17 protein-coding genes are annotated in these 24,575 nt (G+C 50.3%); 2 read left to right on the top strand and 15 right to left on the bottom strand.

The features are described from left to right. Positions 1-68: 68 nt before the first annotated feature. The 7 genes from ACB030_RS02115 to ACB030_RS02145 all read right to left on the bottom strand — a co-directional run bounded on the left by ACB030_RS02115 (position 69) and on the right by ACB030_RS02145 (position 9,127). Positions 69-2,156, bottom strand: a complete 2,088-nt coding sequence (locus tag ACB030_RS02115; RefSeq protein WP_371157639.1) for a dynamin family protein — start codon at positions 2,154-2,156, stop codon at positions 69-71. A 114-nt stretch (positions 2,157-2,270) separates the two neighbouring features. Continuing rightward, positions 2,271-3,080: a hypothetical protein gene (locus ACB030_RS02120; RefSeq protein ID WP_371157641.1), complete on the bottom strand. Its 810-nt coding sequence runs from the start codon at positions 3,078-3,080 to the stop codon at positions 2,271-2,273. 29 nt (positions 3,081-3,109) lie between these two features. Further along, entirely contained in the window at positions 3,110-4,549 is a 1,440-nt protein-coding gene (locus ACB030_RS02125; RefSeq protein ID WP_371157643.1) for a dynamin family protein, read from the bottom strand. 55 nt (positions 4,550-4,604) lie between these two features. After that, complete coding sequence (locus ACB030_RS02130) at positions 4,605-5,639, bottom strand: hypothetical protein (protein ID WP_371157645.1); 1,035 nt, start codon at positions 5,637-5,639, stop codon at positions 4,605-4,607. 59 nt (positions 5,640-5,698) lie between these two features. Continuing rightward, the gene (locus ACB030_RS02135) at positions 5,699-7,006 is read right to left on the bottom strand and encodes a dynamin family protein (RefSeq protein ID WP_371157647.1); all 1,308 of its coding nucleotides are present in this window, start codon (positions 7,004-7,006) and stop codon (positions 5,699-5,701) included. Continuing rightward, complete coding sequence (locus ACB030_RS02140) at positions 6,999-8,669, bottom strand: dynamin family protein (RefSeq protein ID WP_371157649.1); 1,671 nt, start codon at positions 8,667-8,669, stop codon at positions 6,999-7,001. Before ACB030_RS02140 ends, ACB030_RS02135 begins: the two co-directional genes overlap by 8 nt. Positions 8,670-8,851: 182 nt before the next feature. Beyond that, the gene (locus ACB030_RS02145) at positions 8,852-9,127 is read right to left on the bottom strand and encodes a hypothetical protein (protein ID WP_371157651.1); all 276 of its coding nucleotides are present in this window, start codon (positions 9,125-9,127) and stop codon (positions 8,852-8,854) included. A 1,214-nt stretch (positions 9,128-10,341) separates the two neighbouring features. Between ACB030_RS02145 and ACB030_RS02150 the strand changes: the two genes are divergently transcribed. Continuing rightward, positions 10,342-10,500 carry a hypothetical protein gene (locus ACB030_RS02150; RefSeq protein WP_268435568.1) on the top strand — a complete coding sequence of 53 codons (159 nt, stop codon included), beginning with the start codon at positions 10,342-10,344 and terminating at the stop codon, positions 10,498-10,500. Between the two features lie 137 nt (positions 10,501-10,637). Here ACB030_RS02150 and ACB030_RS02155 read toward each other — a convergent pair whose 3' ends face one another. The 8 genes from ACB030_RS02155 to ACB030_RS02190 all read right to left on the bottom strand — a co-directional run bounded on the left by ACB030_RS02155 (position 10,638) and on the right by ACB030_RS02190 (position 23,541). Next, positions 10,638-11,702 (bottom strand): hypothetical protein, encoded by a 1,065-nt coding sequence (locus ACB030_RS02155; protein WP_371157653.1) that lies wholly within the window; start codon positions 11,700-11,702, stop codon positions 10,638-10,640. Next, a complete protein-coding gene (locus tag ACB030_RS02160; RefSeq protein WP_371157655.1) occupies positions 11,703-12,416 on the bottom strand; it encodes a M48 family metallopeptidase in 714 nt (237 codons plus the stop codon). After that, positions 12,416-15,517, bottom strand: coding sequence for a type I restriction endonuclease subunit R (locus ACB030_RS02165; protein WP_371157657.1), 3,102 nt, complete (start codon positions 15,515-15,517; stop codon positions 12,416-12,418). Before ACB030_RS02165 ends, ACB030_RS02160 begins: the two co-directional genes overlap by 1 nt. A gap of 119 nt (positions 15,518-15,636) precedes the next feature. Next, positions 15,637-17,682 carry a DUF262 domain-containing protein gene (locus tag ACB030_RS02170; RefSeq protein ID WP_371157659.1) on the bottom strand — a complete coding sequence of 682 codons (2,046 nt, stop codon included), beginning with the start codon at positions 17,680-17,682 and terminating at the stop codon, positions 15,637-15,639. A gap of 1 nt (position 17,683) precedes the next feature. Continuing rightward, positions 17,684-19,132 carry a DUF262 domain-containing protein gene (locus tag ACB030_RS02175; RefSeq protein WP_371157661.1) on the bottom strand — a complete coding sequence of 483 codons (1,449 nt, stop codon included), beginning with the start codon at positions 19,130-19,132 and terminating at the stop codon, positions 17,684-17,686. Further along, entirely contained in the window at positions 19,129-20,493 is a 1,365-nt protein-coding gene (locus ACB030_RS02180) for a restriction endonuclease subunit S (protein ID WP_371157663.1), read from the bottom strand. The genes ACB030_RS02175 and ACB030_RS02180 overlap by 4 nt, the downstream gene beginning before the upstream one ends. After that, positions 20,493-22,955, bottom strand: coding sequence for an N-6 DNA methylase (locus ACB030_RS02185; protein WP_371157665.1), 2,463 nt, complete (start codon positions 22,953-22,955; stop codon positions 20,493-20,495). The genes ACB030_RS02180 and ACB030_RS02185 overlap by 1 nt, the downstream gene beginning before the upstream one ends. 139 nt (positions 22,956-23,094) lie before the next feature. Beyond that, positions 23,095-23,541, bottom strand: a complete 447-nt coding sequence (locus ACB030_RS02190; RefSeq protein ID WP_246866550.1) for a hypothetical protein — start codon at positions 23,539-23,541, stop codon at positions 23,095-23,097. A gap of 243 nt (positions 23,542-23,784) precedes the next feature. Between ACB030_RS02190 and ACB030_RS02195 the strand changes: the two genes are divergently transcribed. Then, positions 23,785-24,567 (top strand): NAD-dependent deacetylase, encoded by a 783-nt coding sequence (locus ACB030_RS02195; RefSeq protein ID WP_371157667.1) that lies wholly within the window; start codon positions 23,785-23,787, stop codon positions 24,565-24,567. Positions 24,568-24,575 lie beyond the last annotated feature (8 nt).

The raw sequence follows: 24,575 nt of genomic DNA on the forward strand, positions 1-24,575 counted from the left end.
CGGCAAAGAGAACTCAACAAGAAAGGCTCCCGCCATGGCGGGAGCCTTTTCCAATCAAAGACCCCAAATTACATCGTGCCAAGACGAGTCAGCAATTGATCATAATTGGCCAATTCCTGCTCTTTATGCTGCAAGCCCTGACGAACCAGTTCCAGTTCATTCTGAATATCTTGAGTCAGATCATTCTGGATGCTTGTCTGCAAGTGATCCAACTGCGCAACTACCTCAGTTACCCCCTGTTTCAATCGCGTTTCCAGCTGTGCGAAAACATTCGAGAGGGCTTGATCCAGATAACTTCGTAGCCTGTTCATTTCCCCCTGCTCTTTCAGCTCACCACTGAAGGGGATAATGGCGGTAGCATCTCCAAGTGATAACTCAAGAGTAGGCAGAGCCAACCTGTTGATCGCCCCCTCCAACGTCCCCTTGAACAGAGCTGGGTTGAAGTGCTCATTGCCCGTATCTAGATGCTTGAGCAGTGCCTTGCGCAAACTGTTTTTCAACTCCAACGGAGAGATAAGTCGGTTGATATGGTTACGCATCTGCTCGGCACACTGGTGGCCATAGTCACGTACCTGTTCGATAGCATCAGATGCACTGAGGTAGTCATAACTGACGGTGCGAGTGTAATACTCCCTTCTGGTATCACCCCATGTCCAAGGCTTATACCATGTGGAGTCACTGACCGTTCGGTAGCGCTCCTCCTCATGGGTAGCGGTACGGGTTTGCAGACGGCTGAAACGTCCACGGTCCGAATCCAGCTGCCCCAACATGGCACGGCTATCCTGCTGCGCTTTAGTTTTCACTCCCTCAATCAAAGTTCGCAGCTCATTGGCAATTGCCGACAATCGCTTATCACAGCCCTGTTGCTGCTTGGTCAGGGATTGCAGATCCTGAGTTTTCAGCAGCGTCATGCGCTGAGTCACCCGCTCGGCCAAACCATCGCGCCACTGACGGAGGCGCTCTGCGGTTTCTTGCTCAAATCCTGCTCGCTGCTGCTCCAGAAGCGGCAGACGATCCTGACGAGCCTTCTGATAAGCCCCCGTTAACGCAGCAAAGTTGGCGATCTGCTGCCACTGCGGCTGGTTAATAGGCTCGCCCCAGCACTCTTCAGCCATATCTTGCAACTGGCTATAGGTGTGGTGCATGCTGCGCCCCCAACTCGTCTCTGGCCAGTGGGCAAAGCCATAAGCAAAGGTACTGGAAAAAACCGGATCAGCCAGTTGTGCCAGCACATCGGCCAGCCGATCTTGGCCACGCTCGCGGCGTAGCTTGACCAGTTCTGCGATTTTCTCACTGGCTCCTCGCTGCAGACGGCGGCGAATATTGCTTTCGGTCTCGGCCAGAGAGCCGCGATCATAACCATCATCCAGAATGGCGGAATCAAATTGACCGGCCACCAGCACCAGCCGCTTCACCCCCTTGTTTGGCAACTGCTCGCTAAGCAAACTCACATCCGACTCATCGAGAAACTGGCTGCAGCGGGAGAGAAAGAAGACCACATCGCAGTTAGCCATATAGTCGCGAGTTTTTTGAGAACGACTCTGCACCGGGTCATTCATGCCGGGGGTATCCACTACCTCAAAACCCTTAAGTTCTTCACTCGGCAGGGTCAGAATGGTCGATTTAACCAAGGCGGTGTAGCGGCCATCATTGCCGGCGTATTGATTGAGCAACCCTTGAAGACCCGCGACATCCTCGGCAAACAGGATCTCGGTCGCCTCGTTATCTGAAAAACGTTGCCAGTGCTCAGCCATATCCAACCCAGAGGCTCTGGCCATTGTCACCAGCTCACGGGCGACCTTGAATTCATCGCTATCCCCTTGCCGGTCGGCCAAATTCGCTATCTCTTGCCATTCCAACTGGTTGTAATACTCCACTTGCAAGCTATAGCGCTCGCCATAGACCACCTTGGTGAGATTGGCTGTCTTGGGCGTGGCCGCCTCTGGCAAGATCGGGCGGCCATCAAACAGCAACGCATTAAGGAAGGTACTTTTCCCCGCTTTGACCTGCCCCATAATACCGATATTGAGGGTCTGCTCCTGTTGCTGCCAGCGGGAAAGTTTAGCTGCATGGTCTTTTTTAATATTTTCCAGCCCCATTAATTCAATGGGGAATTTTACATCCCACTCAGACATGTCATTAAAATACTGTTCCATGCATACCTCTTTTACATCGCCATATGAATATAGCGTAAACAAATCATTTGGCACACCGCTCAAAAAGAAATCGCCGGGTATAAAAGCATTCTTTCCCTTACTTCCTGCGTTGTATTATATAGCGGGTTTGACACCTACGTCGATGGACTCAAACATAGGCCACCATGCGTTCAACCCTTTTAAGTAAGCGATTACTCTTATAGCTGGACTTTTCATCCCTTCATTTACACACCAGATTTCGTAATTTCCAAAACCATTATATACTCTCGTAATAAGGCAGGCGGGAAATGATACCTGATTGTAAACAGTTGCAGCAGAACCTGTATGACTAACTGAAATAACACCAGAGTTTATTACACAGCCTACTATATTCGGAAATTTGTTAACTGAGCCAATGCGGTAATCATAACCAACAATCACGTTTGGAATAATATCATCAGCCATTTCGTTTTCATCGAAAGTTGTTTCCCCCATCATCATTTTAAGGGCCCAAAAAATTATTCTACGAGCTCGCAATTCATTTACCGACAATATTGAAAACTGCTGTGACAATCGCTGAACATCCTGTTCTGACAATGCACAACTTATCCGCATCAATACTATCAAATCAAACAAGTAAGCATTGCTCACACCCTCATCTATTTTCATAAAAGAGATGATTTCTTTAAGTTCACTACTATCCAAAGATGTCGCTTGCTGCAGATAGAAGTTGGCTGGGAACTCTGCTTTCATGGACACAAGCAACATTTCAAACAGTCTTATTTGCACCTCACTCGGTCCACCCAGCTCTAACATATTTGCCGCAAGCAAAGTCAAATAACGATTCTTAGCAATATTTTCTTGCTCTATCAAATAGTGACTGGCAAGAGGTTCCAATTCTGGCCTAATTTTATCCAGCATGACTAATAGTGGTATTTTGTTCATAGCTACGTTCCTGTCAGTTGCAATTTCAATCACACTTTTAGCGCAAAAAGTGCAGTATAAGAAGGGCTGTCTCGACGTAATATTTTATCCATGCTGGGTATGTGCTGGGAACGCATTAGTGCTGCCCACAAGATAGGATCACACACCTCAGCCTCTATTCCCCATTCATCGACTAGTTGTAACAACAAATGGGAAAAATTGATTGGTTCAAGTATAAGTAGGCTAAGCTCATCCGGCTCCGGAAGAGGTATTCCTACACGATCACCTATTTGTTTTAGCTGAGAAAAGAAACGCGATTGAACTTCAACTAACTCTTCGGCCATCTGTTCCTGCTGTACCAACTCGACTTTGCATTTGCGCTGTATACTGCCGATATCATCCTGAATATCCCCATCGTCAGTTAAAGCCAAAATCCGGTTGAACTTTCCAAGCAACCGCTGCACATGCTGTTTTTCCTCATCAATAAAACGCTGATAAACCATAAACTGGCGCTTGAACTGCTGGGCAAAACCCAACTCACGGCAAGCCTTATTCCACTGGACAAAATAGTCCAATAACAGCTCAACGCCGTACGTCGAACGCGGGCGGTTGGAGAAGGGGATCACATCAAGCACAACCACACCACGTTTGGCTAGAGTGCCACGTACCAGTGTCACTATCTTTTCGATATCCTCTGCCGGATGCTTGTCGGCACGGCTCAACACGATGAGCTTGGGGATGGCACGATCCAGACCAGCAAGGAAGACTATATCTTCCTCGGTGATGGTGCCCTTATCCGCCGGTACCAGCCAGACGATAAACTGGGCGCTATTGAGCTGGGCACGAGCCAGATTGGCATCGGTACGCTCACTGCCCGCCTGGCCAGCCTTGCTGTAACCCGGGGTGTCGAGCAGAGCCAGATTGTCCCAAGGATGCGACGGATGAGCCACCACGACCGATTTGAGCAAGCTGCTGACCTGGCTACCATAGCGGAATTTCTCCTCATGAGTCAGTGTACGAAACTGCTCATGGCTTAAAGAAATCACCCGATTGAACAGGTTGATGGCATGCACCTCGGTCTGCTCTCCCTTACCCTGCACCAAATAAGTGGGCAATGAAGTGGTTGGGTCCACCTCGGTGACCAAGCATTCGCGATCCCCTATGAGCGCATTGATAAGGGACGATTTACCCGCACTAAAACTTCCCCCCAGCCCCACGACCACCTTGCTTGGCAAAGCCGGGTATTCACAGAATTCGCGAAAGCGGGTCATCTCCAACCGCAGAGCCTGCAGCAAATCAGTAATGTTATCCGGGCTTCCCTTGCGGGCCAGCGCGGGCAACTCCTGCTCAATAATCTGCTCAAGGGTTTGTAACTGCTGCTCAAGCTGTTGATTGCCCTCACCGGCAACAGATTCACAAGCCTGACAGATCAGTGCATAACGCTCACGTATCGCTTGATCATCAATTTGGGTAAACACGGCATTAGTCACGGGAAACCCCTTTAGTTTAGTGAACTGATTCCATTTTAAATAATAAATGTTTGGCCTATTTCCCTAGAGACTTTGTAAGCAAGATTTGCTGATGCTCTGACAACCACAAATGATAAGGTGACAAATCTATATCAGGTTGCGGCTTACACAAGCCATCTGTTGACTGTTCAAGAATAAATGCAGTTAAATATAAGATGTCGTCTAATTCCATATCATTTATCAGAAACACTTTAGCAAGCATCTCTAAGTGTGAAGAAACTTTAGTAGAAGAGGACTCCACCATACTTGTAAACAAACTCACATCAAGCAGTAATGACTTTCCAAGCCGTGGGTCTTGCGTAATTAAGAAGTTGATAACCTCCTCTAAACTATCCTGAGAGGATAATTTATAAGCCAACTCACACAACTCTGCCTGACGCCCGTTGAGCTTTAGATGTTCAAGCCAACAATTTAGCTTTATCTGCTGTCGCTCATCTATATATCCATCATCCAAAATAATCATGAATAACAAGGCACTATAGTGACAGCGAACAGCTTCACTCTTATTGGACAAATCATAAACCCCGAACTTCTCCACAATATTTAACGAATCATCCTTTGTTCCTACCGGCATGGTATCTTTGTTATCCCCCTCAACCAAAGATACATTTTCATTAACAGTGACATATAAATCAGTAGATTTTGAACGTGCATTAAAGTAATAACAGCCAGCCAACTTCTTGATCAATTCAACAAAAGTATCTGGCTTTATTTTTGACATATTAATATCAATGGCACAATTTGGTTCAAACCAAATAGTACTATCAGACGAGTCAATGGTTGACATATTGTTATACAAGTCTCCCCATGATATGAAATTATGCTCTGTGTATTTACCTAAATTCATCCAGTAAACACCTTTCAAACCAAAGGCAATTCCTGTTTTTGCAGACCCCCAAAATGTAGTATCAATCAGCCCAAGGATTTTTTCAGAACTGGGTATAGAATAGCATTCTCTAGCATTATCAAGCTTGTCATTCGGGATGAAGTCATAAATGTACAGCTTTGGAGAGCCAATGTTTTCTAAAAACTCTAAAAATTTCTCTTCCATTTATTTAATCCTTTCTTAATGAAGATCAAAAACAATACAACTTAAAATTAACTCAAGGTTTATCTACTTGTCAGCCGCTTGAGCATATCTGAAAAATTTGTAGGTTTTAACTCAATTAGGTTCATAGCACTAGGCTCAGCTAAAATAATACCGACGCTATCCCCGAGTTGTTTGAGTTGTGTGAAAAAGCGCATCTGCACTTCAGCCAAACTCTTGGCTATCTGCACCAATTGATCCAGCTCATTCTCGATTTTGCGTTGCAGGCTGTTGATGTCATTCCGCACATCGCCGTCATTGCTCAAGGCAAGAATGCGATTGAACTTGCTGAGCTGGCGTTGCGCTTCCTGCTTTTTATCGTCAATAAAGCGCTGATAGCCCATAAACTGGCGTTTGAACTGCTGGACAAAACCCAGCTCACGCTGAGCCTTATTCCACTGGGCAAAATAGTCCAATAACGGCTCGGCGCTGTAATTCGAGCGGGGGCGGGTGGAAAAGGGGATCACATCGAGCACAGACAGCCCGCGTTTGGCCAAGGTGTCACGCACCAGTGCCACAATCTGCTCGATCTCCTCGGCCGGATGCTTGTCAGCACGGCTGATCACCACCAGCTTGGGAATGGCACGATTCAGTGTGCCAAGGAAGGCGATATCCTCCTCAGTGATGGTGCCTTTATCCGCCGGTACCAGCCAAACGATAAACTGGGCGCTATTTAGCTGGGCACGAGCCAAATTGGCATCGGTACGCTTACTACCAACCTGATCAGCCTTGCTGTAACCCGGGGTATCGAGCAGTGCCAAATTGCCCCACGGCAGCGCCGGATGAGCGACGACGACCGATTTGAGCAGGCTGCTGATCTGGCTACCATAGCGGGATTTCTCATCATGGGTCAGGGTACGAAACTGCTCATGGCTTAAAGAAACTACCCGATTGAACAGGTTGATAGCATGAACCTCGGTCTGCTCACCTTTCCCCTGCACCAAATAAGTGGGGAGTGAAGTGGTTGGGTCCACCTCGGTGACCAAGCATTTGCGATCACCTATCAGCGCATTGATAAGGGATGATTTACCCGCGCTAAAGCTCCCGCCCAGTCCCACGACCACCTTGCTTGGCAAGGCCGGGTATTCGCAGAACTCGCGAAAACGAGTCATCTCCAACCGCATAGCCTGCAGCAGATCGGTAATGTTATCCGGGCTTCCCTTGCGGGCCAGAGCGGGCAGATCTCGCTCAATGATTTGCTCAAGGGCTTGTAACTGCTGCTCAAGCTGCTGATTACCCGTGCCAGCAGTAGATTCACAAGCCTGACTAAGCAGCGCATAGCGCTCACGCACCGTTTGCTCACTCAATTGGGTACACAGGTGATCAGCCACGGGCAAACTCCTTCAGTTTGGTCTGTAACACGACCAGTTCAGCCTGTTCACCTTGGTAACGAACTTTATTTTTGGCGTCAGTTTCTTGCTCGGCTGCAAGCTGCTCGGCCAATTGCTGCAGCGACAGTTGCAGATGGCTGATATTGCGATCTGCGTCGATCTTCACCTGCCCCATTACCTGCTCAATGCTCTTACTTAGCGCTGCGGTAATTGGCACCTGAACCTGAGCAAGACAATCGGGGATCAAGGTCGTCAGCACGTATTGACGCGCCTCTTCCCTTTGCTCGCGCTTAGCCATCTCTTCTGCGGCATTGTCAAACAATGATCCGAGAATGGACTTAAGGATCGGGGCGAAAATCATCAAAGCAGGTATTCGTGTCAGAGCAGCCAATGCCAGGGGCAACAGGCCACTCAGCACATCCTGGAACATGCCACTCTCCTTGCCTTCCCACTGGAAATCATGTGAAAAATTCAGTTCACCGAACGAAACCTCAGCGAGACGCTCAAGCTGGCTTAACTTGCCACTGATCAATGGTTTGAGTCGTTCTTCCATACCTGTCGCGTAGGCCATGCGCAGGGACGCACCGACGGTACCATTGATATCCCCTTGATAGAGCAGGCTACTGGCGAGGCTTTCGAGTTGTGCTTTCAGTCGACTTGAAAACTGATCACAAATAAAGCTGGCAATGGGCGTAACCTGTTCCTGTAACTGCTGTTCAGTTCGTTGCAGATCATGGCGTAGCTGATCCTGCTGCTGACATAACAGCGCCTGCTTGCTTTTGAGCTCTTCAATCGTGAGGTTCTCGCTGTTGAGCAATTGCTGTAGATGACGTACCAAGGTATCGATCAGCCGCTCTGCACGTATACCGACACGTTGATGAAAGAACACCTCGTTTAGCGGCAACAATTGCTGCAATGCACGCGCCCAACCCTCCGTTGTATCACCACTTGACTTGGTTTTACGACTTACCGTACTGATGGAGAGCAAAGGTGTCCCGCTGATGGCTTCAATTTCATCCTTCACCTGAGTCAGTACACTTGCTACATCCTCCGGCGTTTTTTTGTCACATTTGGTAAGCACCAGCATCATCGGCTTCTTACTAATGGCCAGCTCTTCAATAATTTTTTTCAGACTATCCTTGAGCCCTCCTTCATCGACACTCACTACGATGCAGTATGCAGAACTACGTTCCAGGTAATTATCAATGGCCTCCGAGTGTTGCTCGATGCCAGACTCCCAGCCCGGCATATCGACCAGTGTCATGCCTTCCAGCCGAGCGAGTACCGGAGAAGGAATCGCAACCTCAACCCAGCAGCCATTTTCAACATTACCAAAATCCTGAGCTTTAAGTGCAGCACGGTCCAGCAGCACAGCTTCCTTGGCGGGATGATGCAGAATAAGCAATTCATCATCAGCAAAGTGAAGCTCGGTTGGCAGGCAGGTTTCGGGGTTGACGGCAACGGAGAGGAGGCTTTCATCGAGCAAGAAGTTGATCAGGGACGACTTACCAGCACTGAATGAACCGATCAGGGGCAGTCGAACCGCAAACCGGCTTAGCTCAGCTGTTAATGCAGCCAATTCCTCATGAGGAAACTTGTATGAGCACCAAATGGACTCGATACGGGGAAGACTTTCCTTAAGAAATACCTGTTCGTGGAGCATAGAATCCTCATGTTCTATAGATGGCTGCTTTTCGTACTAACTTATTGAAAAAAACCAACAAGTGCCTAGTGGAACCATCATACAGAGGATACCTGAACCTTTTAAGGAGTGTATAAATTCACATGTCACATTTTCAGGCAGAAGTTAGCTTGGAACACATATCAACAACTAAAAGCCCTAAATCAATCAACATATCGTTCTTTCAGCCCAATAAGCCAGCTGCCGTATAGCATGCCCTGTAATGACCCACTGAAATCCTGCTCAGGTCCAAATGAATGGAGATCAAAGGCATGAGTATTACGATGGACGAAGAAAGGCGCTGTAGCCCAAATCGATGGCAGTTTGAGTGGAACGAACTGAAGGGACGGTGATCCGATCACCACCATCCCCTTCAAGTCTGCATCATAGGCAAGGCGCTTCAATCGCTCGTTGGTAGAAACAACGATATCGCTGTTCAAAGTTGATGGTGGACATAATCATTCTACGAAAATACAACGGTCAGGTAGGAGAAGTGATGGCGTATGTGAGCGCGATAAACAAACTAAAAAAACTGAACAACCTTGGTTTGCCAGTAAGAAAGCCCCGAGTGTCACGACCATCAGGGTCTGGGGAAGTCAGGCTGATTTAGGCAACAACGCCACATCCACACACGTACAAAGCTACGTCCATTTAAATGCCATCCTCAATGCAAGTTTATGACCAGGTTTGTTTGATGGCATATAAAAGGCTATTGCCATATTATGGCAATTTTTATCGGAGATTTTTCCAGATTTTGACATGCTTACAGCTATGATTTCATCTTGTACACAAACCCTACTCATTAAAAAATAGAGTTTTAAAAAACAATCTGTTAGGTGAATGAAACTACTATCTCAATGTCAAAAATCCGTGCCAAAATATGGCAATTAACATTTGGCGCTGCCATATTGTGGCAGACACTCCCACATCTCTTCTTACTGAACCTGCTTACCACTCAGATAACTCAGAAAATTCATTAAAATATGAACATTTAGTGACTAAATATGCAATATTAACCACTTCTATACTCATCTCAGTATCTTGTCCAAAGATAGTACAATGGGATGCCATTAATTATAACCAGACACACCTAACAAACCCCAAACGAGTCCGCACTGAGGGCGAGCCTTGTTATGCATATAATGTAGCCTTCGATGCTATCTTATAGATGCTCAAGAATCATATCTTTTCATTCTGGCTTTCATTTACATCTCACTATAAATCTGTATTTCAGGATAAAATGTGCTCTATATAGAAAACCATTTTAAATAAGATGAATGCTGAGTGACAGAGTTACGATTTCATTCACTGGCGGAGAAAAAATAAATACAACACCTCTTTTCCCCTAGCGTGAAATTTTAAGAAATCTGAATCTGAAATCTAATAAGAGATACAGTTCTCATCAATGTCGTATTCTGGTGATCACCTTATCCAGACCTGTTCAACTTGGCGACTCCGGAGTAAAGCAACCGAGAGTTAGTGAACACAGACTGAAAACGGGATCAGTTTTTCGGCCACTACATCTCTCCACTACAACTCCGTTCTACGCCATAACTCTGAAAAATTTCCATTTTTTTCCCCCTGTTAGATGGCTTCGTTTTTCATACATTATCGCTATCCAGTAAGTCTACTGGAGATAACAAGGAGATCTATGATGAGCAACAACAAAAAACCAATGACCACAGAAGCCGTATCCCGTATCCATAGTGCTGAAGCGCGGAGTAACGGAGGTGGTGTGAGTAAAGACAGTTTCACCGCTCGAGCACAAAAAACCGTTTCAGTACCCCCGTCAAAAGCGGCAACAAAAAAGTAAGGAAACAACATGTCTAAAAAGGATGATGACGATAACCGCTCGCGTCAATTAAACCCCGAGCACGATGCCTACTGGCAGAGTCGGGGCTACGATGAGCGCCCTGATGATGAAGATGATGAATGACTTTTTCAGGGAGCCTATGGCTCCCTGCTACCTATAGCTTCATTATAAAAGCGATTGTAATGGCTAAAACATGTGACTACTTCATGATCCAGTTCTTGATCACCCGTTACATGAATCCATCCAGATAATATATCCGCCACCCACCACACCGGCTCACAATAGTGAATAACTTCCTCGACATCAAAATCTTCTGTCTTGGCTAACTCTTCAAGTGCTCCACGTAACCACTCTCTAACCGTTTTAAATTTTAGATTTCTTTTTCTTGCATAGAACTGACGTAAACTGGTGGCGATAGACTCTTCATTGCAACCCGCGTACTTGGAGAATGCCCTATAGCCTATTAACTTGGATGGAAAACGTGCAAGAAGAGGTTCAAACAATCCAGACCTATGAGGCTCCCATTTATAAAGTGGGTAACTCGGCATCAGTTTATGAAATATAGGCTGTTTGTGTTCCATTGGCATGGTGCTGTTAAAATCAGCATCAAAGGCTGCGAAGGTTTTAATAAACATATATATGTTTAAATAGTGCAATACCTTAGCCATGGTCGGATTATCTTCAATAGCTATGCTTGCGTCATAACGATTGATAATCGATTCAACACCCAGCTCAGTCAAACTTGAAATAACCCAATCATTCTCAATTATTTGCTGCGATCGTTCTTTGTTATCAAGACCATCTAAACTATCTAGTAACTCCTGCAGTTTACCAAGAAGAGAACTGGCTTGTGTATATGCCTGCGGATAAAAACGACTAATCTCCATCCCTTTGAATAAAGCAGGCCATTTAACGCGAATAGACAACTGGACTCTTAGAACGGGTTCTGAAGACTCTTCAAAATATTCAGCATTGATACCGAGAGAAACAAGGTGTTTTTTCAACCTATGAAAAAACTTCTCAGCCTGAGGAGTTGTCTTTATCGGCGAATTTGATGCTAAATACTTTCTAAGTGTTTTTGCACATGGGGCATGTAACTTACCTTCATTAAGTAACGGTGAACCAAAAACCGAACACCAAAAATCCCCAGCAGAAGGATAACCAAGCCATTCAATATACTGTTCCGGGTCATAAAGAAACATTTAATAGCCCCACCGGTTAAACGCCAGTGGCATCTTATTCAGCTTCTCTCGGTGCTCTCTCCAATTTGGCAAGTGCAAATCCATCAGGGAGATAAATCGCTGGTTATGTTTGCGCTCTAACAGATGCACCATCTCGTGAACAACAATAAATTCCAGACATTCAGGAGGCTTCTTGACTAATTCGAGGTTAATCCAGATACGAGCAGTATCTGTTTTGCAGCTACCCCACATGGTCTTCATGCGTTTGATACCCACAAAGGAAGGTGACACCTTTAACGCCTCCTGCCACTTGGCGATAAGATCTGGCAAGCGCTGGCGTAGCAACTGGCGGTACCACTCAAGGAGCAACACCTCGCGGCGGTCTGCGTCATAGTGTACAGGCACCCGCATACGGATCCAGCCGCCCTGTAACTTGACGCTATGGTCACCATCGGTCTGGATCACATCCAGCCGGTAGCCTCGTCCCCAAAGATAATGGGTCTCTCCGCTACACATCTTGCGCTCGCTCTGGCGCGGTTGTGCGGCAAATGCGGCCTGCTGCTGTCGGATCCAGGCCAGTCTTCGCACCACTGCAACCCGAATGGCGGTATCTGACAAAGAAGCAGGCGCGGATACACGCACCCGTCCATCAGGGGGCAATACATTGATGTGCAGGTTTTTGATGCCCTTGCGCTGCAACTCGAACGTCAGCTCACCAAAGGTAACCAACGCCATCAGTGGTACTCCGGCTGAGCTTTTACCAACGTCATCACATCTGCGACTGTCACATCGTACTCTTTGATCTCTTCGGCAATAGCAAAGGCAACCTCCCGCTCTTTGAAGCGATCACCGAGCCAGTCCGCTTTTTTGGTATATCTGACGGCAGTATCGATCCTGGTCACCAGCACTTCATCGCAGCCCAAATTGTCATATAGCGCGCGCTTGGCTGAGGTATCAACACTCGCAGGGTAGGTCTGTGCCCCCCCGCTGGCTGGACGTTTCACCTTCATGGCCAGCTCGCGCACCTTTTCCAGATACTCCTGGTAAGAGATAGCCTGAGAGCGACGCAGCTCAATCAGCTCATCGAGCAGCACCGACATCTTTTCGTAGTACTTGGGGTTAACCGGATTCTCGTCGACGATGGCCCGTCGCACGTTGTTTTCAATCGCCTCAGCCATAGCCTCGGGGTCTTTACGCAGTCCCTCAGGCGCCCCCTCAAGCCCTTCAGCTCCCCGCTCGATGATCAGCTCCAGCAATCCCAGCTCTTCAAAGTCCATCAGGGTTTCACTGGGGTCAGCATCAATATAGAGATCCAGCATCTGGCGCATCGCCGGCTCGAACTGCTTCATATCGACGTGATCACTACTGGCTACTTTGATCATGTCGCGCACCTTGCTGTAGTGCTCCACCTCACGACGGATCACAGCAGCCTGGCTCGCGCTATAACCGGCCTCTTCCATCTCCCCCGCCAGCGCGGTGAACGCACGGATAAGCTTGGCAACATATTGATAGAGGGTTAAACGCAGCGCCTCCTTGTCGAACAGCTCATCTTCGTTTGCCCCCGGAGCACAGCAGAAGTAGTGCTGATAATCCAACTCTTCGCGGGGTGCCTTGACCGGTTCGCAGAGCGTTCGCACTGCCTCCAGAGCATCGTCAAGATCCTGCCGTCCTTGTGCCAAGCGATCTTTGAGTAACCCAGCGACATCCTCCTTGTCATAGCCTTCAAACGCCTCGGCCGTATAATCCTTGACGGTCTTCTCAAGGGAGCGAAACAGGTCCTTGTAATCGACGATATAGCCATACTCCTTATCGGCACCATCGAGCCGGTTGACCCGACAGATAGCTTGAAAAAGGTTGTGATCGGCCATCTTTTTATCGATGTAAAGGTAGGTCGCCGACGGCGCATCGAAACCGGTCAACAGCTTGTCCACGACAATCAGCAGCCGCATCCGACCAGGCTCCTTGATAAAGCGCTGTTTGACTGTTTTCTCAAACTCCTCCACCCGCTTGCCGGCCTCATCCTCGCTCTGGCCGAAAAAGTTCGCCAGCATCTTGCGATAGATATGGTATTTCGCCAGCTTTTCGGTCAACCCCGCACCGGTTGTCTGTCCTTTGATGTTACTGGCGTTAGGCTGATAGCTGGTGATGATGGCACACTTGTCAGCAAATCCTGCCTGACTGAACAGCTCATAGCTTTTGCAAGCCTGATAGACACTGGAGCACACCAGCATGGCATTGCCACGGCCATCCGCCAGGCGCTGTTTACGGTCAAAATCGAGCAGGATATCGGCCACGATCTGCTCGAGTCGTGAGCGGCTCGAGAGCAGCTTCTGCATCGAGGCCCACTTCTCTTTTAACTGCTGGCGACCAAGTCGGGAGAGCGCCTTGGTCTTCACCTCGAACCATTCATCCACCTTGGCCTGGGACTTGACCCGTTGGTCAATGTCGCGGGCCTCATAACGCAAGTCCAGCACCACCCCATCGCTCACAGCCTCGTCAAATTTGTAGGAGTGAATGAAGGGGCCAAACACCTCCACCGACTTCTTCTTATCCTTCTTCATCAGAGGAGTGCCGGTGAAGCCAATAAAAAGTGCCTCGGGCAATATGCTCTTCATGGCACCATGCAACTTGCCCGACTGGGTACGGTGACACTCATCCACAAACACAAAGAGTTTGCCCTTGGCCGCAAAATCAGCCGGCAGGCTGGCTTTGAGCTCGGCGATAAATTCCTCGTCATCTCGCTCAGCCGTCTCATCTTCTTCCGTGTGTCGGCCAAATTTGTGTACCAAAGAGCAAAGCAGCCAAGGGTGTGCCTCATTAAGACGGCGTACCAGATCGGCCCCACTCTTGGTACGCAGGATCTCCTCTTCAACCCCAGCAAATACCTTCTCTATCTGCTCATCGAGTTCGGTACGGTCAGTGATGATCAAGACCCGACTGTCAGCGACATTCTCTCGGATCCACTTGGCCAGCCACACCATGGTCAGGCTTTTACCACTGCCCTGGGTATGCCAGATGATCCCGCCCTCATGACGTGCGATAAAGCGCTTGGCCGCCGTGATCCCGAAATACTGGTTATGGCGGCAGGTCTTCTTAACCCCACTATCGAAGACAATAAAGTTGTGAATTAACTCAAGAAAGCGCCCCTTCTCGCAAAGCTGGACCAGGTGGCGATCCAACGGCTTTCCATCCTGCGAAGCGCCGGCCTCTTTCCACTCCAGATAATATTTCTCAGGGGTTTCGATGGTGCCGTACCGCAGGCCCTGGCTGTCGTTGCCTGCCATGAGCAACTGTTGAGTGGTGAAAAAATTGCGAATGAAATCCTGTTGCTGGTTGTCGAGGTTTTGCCGGATCCCTTCACCGATAGAGACGGTGGATCGCTTGAGCTCGATCACCCCTAGCGCAATACCGTTAACGTAGAGCACCAGATCCGGCCGCTTGGTATTCTCCCCCGCGACCGTCACCTCCTCGGCGATGGCGAAGTCGTTAGCCTCAGGATTGGCCCAGTCCACCAGCCAGACGGTCTGATGCTGCTCACCCGCCCCGCTCTTCTCCTTAACGCCATAGCGCAGCAGGCGGTAGACCTCTTTATTGGCATCATAGAGCTGACGCCCCTCCCCCAGGCTGGCCGCCCGCTCCAGCTGGCGCAGGACTCGGGGAATAAGAGCGCCATCCACCCCACGCCCAGCCAACCAACTGGTCAGCAAGGCGGGCTCGACATTGCGATTGTTGGGGCGGGTATGCCAGTTACCCAGATAGCGATAGCCCAGTGTCTCGCAAAAAAAACGGACGACTCGCTGCTGGGTAGCTCGTTCACGTTGGCCGACAGTTGTCACTGTTGTCATTCCTTCTAATCAAACCAAGCAGTCCAACCGGGCTCATCAGGTTTCCAGGGTTACTCAACACCGTCGTTGATAAAAACCCGGAGCAAAACGACTGATAGTGATATTTAACATCACTCTTCAGCAGAGGACCCTATGGTGCCTGGATAACGTTCAACAGCCGCAAAATACTGCTGATACTCTTCAATCATTTTTTGCTGATGAGCCTGCGCCAGCTCACCATTCCACTGTTCGTGTTCATAAATCAGCGCCAACTTTAGAGAATCAACCCTTGCGGCATTTCGCTCACGAAAGCGCGCTCGTTTTTCGGCATAGGGCTTGTTGCCGTATTCCGAGTTGATGCTGCGTGACACCAGACCCAAATTGCCAAAACAGTCGCGTAATTCAGGGGCTACTTGATTGGTGTCAAAGGACTCAGGCTGCTGTGGCGAGACATGCTCCACCGAGTTTCTAGCAGTTATCCGAAACGCCTGCCACGCACTTCCTTTCTGGGTGCGGTAGCGATCCCACAAAATGTATTCCAGCTTGTAGAACCAGTAATGAGAAAAGTCAGTTCCCTCATTGGCCGTCAGCACCGCCTGCATATCACGAAGTGGATAAGCCCGACTCCATGGATTGAGTACAAACTCACGGGTTCGCACGATAAGAGGCTGTTCACTTTCACTGCACAACAGGTGGTTATCCAGATACTGGAGATAGCAATGAGCGTTTTCACCACCATGATCCAACAGATAATTCAGCAGCGGGGTTAACCAGTAATGAGTGGTCAATTGCTGCGAGTGATAGAGCATACTTTGCAGCATGGCAAAGTTGCTTTCGGCATCACGGCTATCTCGGATCAAGCTCCGGTAGCCTCGGCTTTCATTAACCCTGAGCCGGCGAATGCCATGATTTTCTTCATTATTTTCATCGCTGATCCACTTGATGACGTGTTTATCGAACAGATAGCGGCAGCGCCACAACAGCTCGATAAAATAACGCACCTCATTAGCCTGCTTCTGCTTGTCACACTGGGACAGCCCTTCCAGCCAGTGGCTCTGGAAAATCTGTAACAACTCTTTGTCCAGGATCTTGCCGATGTCGTCACGCTGTGACCGTAACAAAAAGAGGCGTAACACATGCTGCAACAACATGGGGAAGCCAATAACGCTGCGCACGTCATCCGCCTCATACACCTCCTCATTTTTTGCGTCCCCACTGGATGGCTCCGTCAGGAGTGCCGCACCATTTAGGATCTCTTCCAGTGAATGAGGCTTGATGTCCTGCTGATCATCAAGCGCCAACAAGGCATCACGTACAGCCCGGGGATCTGCGAGCCGCTCCTGATCGCGTTTTGCTTCATCCGCATCATAAAGAGGTATAAGTTTTAGCCCCTTGACGGTACGCAGATTCTTCTCGACATAGGCCCCCATAAACGAGCATGCATCCCACATCTGACCATAAACTTCCCGTTCACTTCTCTCTGGCAACAATGCCAGCAAGCGAGCCTTCAGAATTTCATGATGCTGCAATTGCACACCGCGATTATTGATAACCTCAAACAACTTGTTGAGATCCGTGTTAGCGGGAACCCGGGTCAGAACCAGTTGTACCCGCTCACGAATAAAACGGCCTAGTTTGACAAGATCAACACGGCTGCGTTCATCAGTCTTGTCTGAGAAATACCCCTCCATCACCTGCATCGCATAGCTCAACGCCGACGCTTGTGGCTCATCAGGCACAGCGCGGCCATCAAGCAACGCCGTGAAAAAGCGGCTAACACCGGGACGAATAGCAAACCGGATACGTGGTTCACGACTATCCCCAAACCAGGCACAGCGAAAATCGGTCAAAGGGTTATGAGCGGTTTGCTCGTCCCTTGAGGGGGGGAGCAGACGCTCCATCACCACACTCAGCAGCCACAAGGTCGTAAAACGTTGCTGGCCATCGATAAGATCCAGCAAAGGATGCCCACATGCAGTCCTCCCCTGTTCAATGACCAGTGTCCCCCCCAGGTAAAACACGTCCTTGTCTGCCTCGCAGGCCGCAACCAGATCATCGAGCAGAACTTTGATCTGATCACTGCCCCACACGTAAAGGCGTTGATAGATAGGGATATTGAAGAGGCGCTTATCTGCAATGATGTCGGCCAACGTGGTCAATTTTGATTCATGTTGCATCTTATTTTTCCATCTTCAGCCAACAGGAAAGCACCCAATTTTTACCCTCAGGGGCAGCGTCAAGCTGGAAATAGCCCAGCAATGCGGCCAGATAACAGCCCTGTACACCCTTCTGGGAGGTAACGTTGCTGACCTTTTTGTATCCCTCTGAACGTTCAATTTCAGATCTTAAAAATGCCATCACCTCTTGCGGGCGATAGGCACCGCATATCTCATCGAGCAGGTTATAGGGGGCATCTCGCAGGTACTTGAGCGGCGACTCCTTGAAGATGTATTGCTTTTCCAGCCGCAGCCCGCCCAGAACCAGTTCCAGCCCCACGGCAAATGCCAATAACCGTTGATAGCCAAAGCGATCGACATACATCAACAAGGCCAGCTTGAAGAGCTCTTGCAAGTAATAGGCATTGACGCATACAACCCGGCGGTAAAACTCACGAAATGCCGTCAACTCTAGGCTGGCGCTCTCCTGATACAACAGCGCATCGAGTAACGCCGCATATTTTTGTGCATAGAGGAAGAAACCCACGCCCTTGTGAATGGGCTGACGCAAGGTGAACGGCAAACTGGCTGCACTTCCCCCCACCTGAACAGGGGTCAGAGCCAATCGATAATCGTTGCTGCCCTGCAATTTGAGAGCGCTGGCAAACTGATTGTGGTACCCCGGATAGAGCGGCACCTCGTCGCTCTCAACCCCCGCGATACTTTGCTGCTGAAAAGTCTCCAGCAAACGATCATGATCTTCGCGCTCGATATACTTGTTGCCCCGCCAGTTACGGGCACGCCACAAGAATTGCTCAAACAGTTCGGGGGCATAATCCTGCCGCTTGCCAGTTTGGCGATAAGGGCCCGCCACTTGCACCGACTCCCAACGCTGGGCACAGACCTGCTGTAGCGATTCGGCATGCGGGCCGTTAACGGCTCGCAAATGATAAGCCTTGAGCAAGTCGGTGGCGTTCAGTGGTACACCACGATGGTTCTGGGTATCAAAAAAGGTAAACGCAAGATCTTCACGCTCTACCGTGATCACGGTGAAACGCAACTGCTCAAAGATAGAGGGGTCCAGCTCAATATTGCTTCGCTCCACCATCAGTTGGCGCGCCTCGTGCAGGTTGCGCGCCGAAATGGGGGATCGATAATGAAACGCTAACCCCTCAGGTAGCGAACCACACAAGGTGTAATACAGCACCGCCAGCGTACTGAGCCGCTGCTGGCCATCGATCACAAATCTGACCTGCTTCTCATCATTACGATGCAGCAACACTGTGCCGAGGTAATAGGCCTGCTCCTTGCTAGAGCGTCTGAACTCGTGTAAATCGCTCAGCAGTTGATTTACCTTGATTGAGTCCCACACATAGGGTCGCTGATAGTGATCGAGTTGTAATGCTGCGCCCTCACGGCACAGCTCATTAAATCCCTGAACAGTAACGTCAACAGGCTGTGCGTGTGTCATGCCCCCACCTCCAGCGGCAGGCGGATACGGCCGGTCAACAACTGCTGCATCATCCCCTGCTTCACATCACGGGCCTTGGCCAGCTTCTGCTCCAGCGCGTTAAGCTCGCTATCCATATCGGAGAGAATGGTGGCGATGGCGGTTTGTTCTTGGGTACTTGGTACTGCCAATAATAAACCTTTGAGCTCTTTTGTATTAATACTGGCTTGACTGACCGCTTGCTTTGCCACTTGCCTTGCCCATTTTCTTGCCTCTTCACCTGATAACAATTTAAACAACCACAGTGAATTAACAGCAGAAGTTCTGATTAAAATAAGATTGATACCATGAAACAACTCTATATCATCATCAAATCGCGCTACCTTACCAATGTGATCGATGCTATTAATATGGCTGTAAAGAATGTCACCTCGAAGCACTCGGTATGACTCATGGATACTTTCTCTAACAGCAACACCTGTTCGCCCAACATCAACAAAACCTGTAGCTATAGTTTCTATCCTAGTTACGGCAACACCATCTTTGGCGACCGAACTATAGTTAGAACCATTCCTAACTATTTCTGCAACACCACCAAGCGTTTCAATTGTCCAATCCTCCGGGATTTGTCCCAGTTCGCTGGTTTTATAACCTTTTGGGGTGCCATCGGGGCGCAGGGCGAAGGCGGGAAGGCGGGTGCGGCCGGTCAGCAGTTGCTGCATGGTGGCGGTCTTGATGGCCTGCTTCTTGGCGATCAACTGCTCCAGCGCATCGATCAGCGCATCGGTATCTGACAGCACGTTGGCAATTGCTGTTTGCTCAACTTTATCAGGAGGATATGCGACAACAAAGTTGAGCAAATCGCCAACGTTGATGTGTTTCATCGTTGTCCCTGTTTCTAACTCCTTTAACCTCAATCGTCCTTGCTGTGAGTTAAATAAAAAAGAAAAGTAGGCTGAATTACACTCAGCTCTAAATCTATTTATAATCAAAGCGTGACAGTTAGCCCCCTCTAATTCTGGAGGGACAACAGTGACAAGACCTACATCACCTGTCTGTACCATAAGCAGGTCACCGGCTCTGAGGCATGACTTGGCATTCTTTCTATGAAACTCTGCTGAAACTTTTTTTATCCCATGAAAGTTAAATTTGTTTTCTTCAACATTATACCCTTGGATATAAGTCACACCATCATGGGCTTCTGTATAATGCGTCTTGGCTGTTCCAACAAAACCATTAGTCATTAAAGAAGTTAAAGAAGACATCGTAGATACGACCCAATCATCCGGAATAACCCCCACTTCGGTCTGCTTATATCCCGCTGGAACAGTCTGCTTGGCCACCTTCTCGTTCGCTCTGTCTTGCATCATCTGCGCTTCCATTATGCCCACTCCAGCCCCATAGCCTTTAGATGGGCCGCCACTTTGGCCTCCAGCTCACTCACGTTTTTGGTGAGTTGTGGCAGGGAGCTGCTATAGCGCTCTTCCAGCTCCTTGACCCGATTAGCCAGTTGCTGGGTAACCCGCTCAATCTCGGCTTCCAGCGCACCGCGCAGGCTCGCCTGCCACTTGTCTTCCACCAGCAGGGTTTTGATCTCGCCATCCTGCAGCTTGGGGTAGCGGGCAAACACCGCTTTATCGAGAGCGTCGCTGGCCTCCTTGTGGGCCTTCTTGGCGCGGGTCTCGGCGTCGAACAGCTGCTGCACCTGCTTGAGCACAGCCAACTCCTCCTTGTCGGTGGCGACCTTGATACGGGCCTTGACGCTGGCAGCGGTCACCTTCTCCTTGTCGTTCATGGCATCGACCAGCCCACCCTCTTCCCCGCTCTGTTCCTCGATAAAGCTCTCCAGTGCCTGGCTGGCCTCATCCAGCGCGGCTTGCAGGGTATTGAGCTCGTTTTGTTCATTGGCAAAGAAGCGGGCCACCAGCAAGGCGGGTGGGAGCAGCTCCGCCTTGTACTTGGCCTTGCCAATTACCAGATCCGGGCTCTCTTTGATCTTTTCTCCCTTGTCGGCGATCAGCTCGCGCATTACCCGACCCGCTGGCCAGCCATCCTGAGAGAGCACATAGAGATCGTCTTGCAGCTCACTCTGCCAGTAGTCCATCAGCAGCTGATAGATGGCGTAGGGGTCGAGCAGCTCACCGGTCGCCTCGGCGCTCGCGCGGTAGTGCTCAAGCAGCGCATCACTCACCTCGTCGATCAACGCCTTGGGCGAATCACCCTTGGCAAACTCGCCGAACTGGCACTCGCTAAACCACTGGGCGAACGGCGCCAGGGCCGCCTGTTTGAAGCGGGCAAACTCCTCACAGGCCAGTATGGTGCCCTTGACCTTGGCGGCGGCGACCCGCGCCTCACTGTAACCGGGACGCAGCGGGGCAAACAGGGTCGCCTTGAGGGTCGGGAATACCCGCCAGTAGGCACCAAGCGCCGCGATATCGCGCTCTGGGATGCCCCCTTGCAGGTGACCGGCCAGATCGTGCAGATCTTCCCCTTCGCTGCCATCGATATAGCGCGGGATATTGAGGTTGTAGTCGTTGCGGGCGATCTCGCTAAGCGGTAACCAACGGCTGTAACCCTCCAGGGTCAGGCCACGGGTGAAGGTATCGACAATCTTGTGGATGTCCTGCTCGCGCAGCCGGTTCTTGTTGCCATCTTTGATAAAGCCTTTGCTGGCATCGATCATAAACAGCCCTTGCTCATTGCCGGCCAGTACATTGAAGGCGCGGGTGTGGGCGCTCTCTTTGTCGATGACGATGATGCAGGCGGGAATACCGGTGCCGTAGAAGAGGTTGGCGGGCAGACCGATGATCCCCTTGATATAGCCTTGTTTCAGCAGGTTCTCGCGAATACGCGCCTCGGCATTGCCGCGAAACAGCACGCCGTGGGGCAGGATCACGGCACCCTTGCCGGTGCTCTTCAGGCTCTTGATGATGTGCAGCAAGAAGGCGTAATCGCCATTTTTTTCGGGCGGCACGCCCCAGACAAAGCGGCCGAACTCGTCATGTTCGGCATCGAGACCGCTGGTCCAGTTCTTGTTGGAGAAGGGCGGGTTGGCTACGGCGAAGTCAAAGGTTTTGAGCTGGTTGTTGCCCTCCTTCCATTGGGGCGCGGCCAGGGTGTTGCCCTTCCAGATCTTGGCGGTGGGGTTATCGTGCAGGATCATGTTCATCCGCGCCAATGCACTGGTGGCGTTGTCCATCTCCTGCCCATAAATAGTCAGCCCCTTGGGGCCTGCCTCATCGCTCGCCTTGAGCAGCAAGGAGCCAGAACCACAGGTGGGGTCGTAGACGGTGGCATCTTGCGGGGTCTGACGGCTGATGCCGATCACCTTGGCCAGAATACGCGACACCTCGGCCGGGGTGTAGAACTGCCCCTTGGACTTGCCCGACTCGGTGGCAAAGTGGCGCATCAGGTATTCGTAGGCATCACCCAGCAGATCATCCCCTTCGGTACGGTTGGCCGACAGATCCAGCCCCTCGAAGATGGCCACCAGCTTGGAGAGACGGTCGATCATCTCCTTGCCCTTACCGAGTTTGTCCTCGTCGTTGAAATCGGCAATGGTGATCACCCCTTGCAGATCGTTGGCGGTCGCCAGCGCACTGATGATGGTGTTGATCCCCTCGCCTATCTCCTTGCTGCCCTTGAGCGCCACCATGTCGTCAAAGCTCGCCCCGGCTGGTACCTCGATCATGGCGTACGGGTTGCCCTTGGCCTTGTCGGAGACGTATTTCACAAACAGCAGGGTCAGCACATAGTCCTTGTACTGGGAGGCATCCATCCCGCCGCGCAGCTCATCGCAGCCAGCCCAGAGGGAGGAGTAGAGTTCGTTCTTCTTGATAGCCATGGTGAATCCGGTCTTTGAAACGGTAAAGGTGGCGCTAAAACAGCGTGTTAATGCGGGTTAGTGTATCCAGTTGAGATTGGGCAGACTATGGCTTGCGCCTCAGAACCTTCGTCTGATGGTGCAGTTGCCTATAAAACCCTCACTCGGATTTAAAAACGGCGGGGGGCGTGCTGCCACCATCGCAACGCAGCGTGCCTAATGAGTCGCTGCGGCACAGGGTGCCATCGGAGGCACGCAGGTTGCCGAGGCTGTCTTTGCGCCAGGTGACGTTCAGGCCACTCTTGCCGTTGCTGGCGCGCACATTGCCCAAGCTATCTTGCCGATAGGTGGTGCCATCGCTGCCTCTGACATTGCCCAACGAGTCTTTGCGCCAAGTGACGCCGGTGCCTGAATCCCTGACGGTGCCAAGGCTGTCGGTGCGCAGCGAACCATGGCGGCCATCCTGGCATTGATAGCGGGTGTGGCCGAGGCTGTCCTTGCGGTAGGTGCAATCGCCCGCGATTCCAAGTTGGGGGAACGCACCGAGCAAGAAAACGGCTAGCCAGGGCAACCGGGCAATTGACCAAGAGATGAAACGGACGCTCATCTCTTGTCTCCTCTGGATGTGAGCTCGACTGACTATACCGAGCGGACTGTGCCGGTTCGATACTGGGGTTTTGCACATGTCGTGTTTTCAGGCGGATACAGTAGCAAACTGCCCACATCCCATCACACCTCCCCTTTGTTGCCCAAACAGGCATTGCCGCAAGGCTTCTAAATCGTCCTTACGCGAGTGGGATGGCGCCAACTAATTTGTCAATTTCAGCCGATGCTGACCAAAGGTAATCTTATGCAACCAATTTCTTCCCGAGCACGAAGACATCAGCGCCGTCATCGAAAAAAACGAGCGCAAGCCCTTACTACAGGTCAAGGTTATCGCCCCAATATCATCTTCTTCACCGGGGCTGGCTTGTCAGCGGAAAGCGGAGTGCCCACGTTCAGAGGCAAGGAGGGTATTTGGCATCACGATGAAAACTGGCGCTATTCCCAAGCGAGCAGCCTGGACACGGATCTGGCTGGTTTCCTGGCCTTTCACAACCAGCGGCGTCAAACCATGCTGGAAGCCTCCCCCTCGCAAGCCCACGATCTGATCGCCCAGCTACAGCCGAAATATCGTGTCGGGATCATCACCCAGAATATTGATGACTTACATGAGAGGGCCGGTAGCCATGTTGTTATTCATCTGCATGGTTCAATCCGGTTTTTGGTACCCAAGGGCTTTCGTAATCTAAAATACCGGCAGCCGTGGTACAAGGATGTAAAGATGGGCGAGTGCTGCCCATGTACCCGCTCACAATTGCGCCCTGATATCGTGCTGTTTGGTGAGACGGTTTATGAGTATCAACACGCTCGTCGCTGGCTCTGCGAGGCCGATATTGTGATAATTATCGGCACCAGTTTACTGGTTGAACCTGCATTCTCTTTGCTGCAAAACATCAACCCAGGCGCATCTGTCTATTACATCGATCCCGACCCCGGGTTGTCATCCCGGCTGCCGTTTCCCGGTGAGCAGATTGTTGATGGGGCTAATCGCGGTGTTGTTCGCCTATTGCAGAAAATATGTCATGACTGATGAGCCTG

Origin of the sequence: Aeromonas sp. S16(2024), assembly GCF_041403065.1 — a bacterium.
Taxonomy (GTDB): domain Bacteria; phylum Pseudomonadota; class Gammaproteobacteria; order Enterobacterales; family Aeromonadaceae; genus Aeromonas.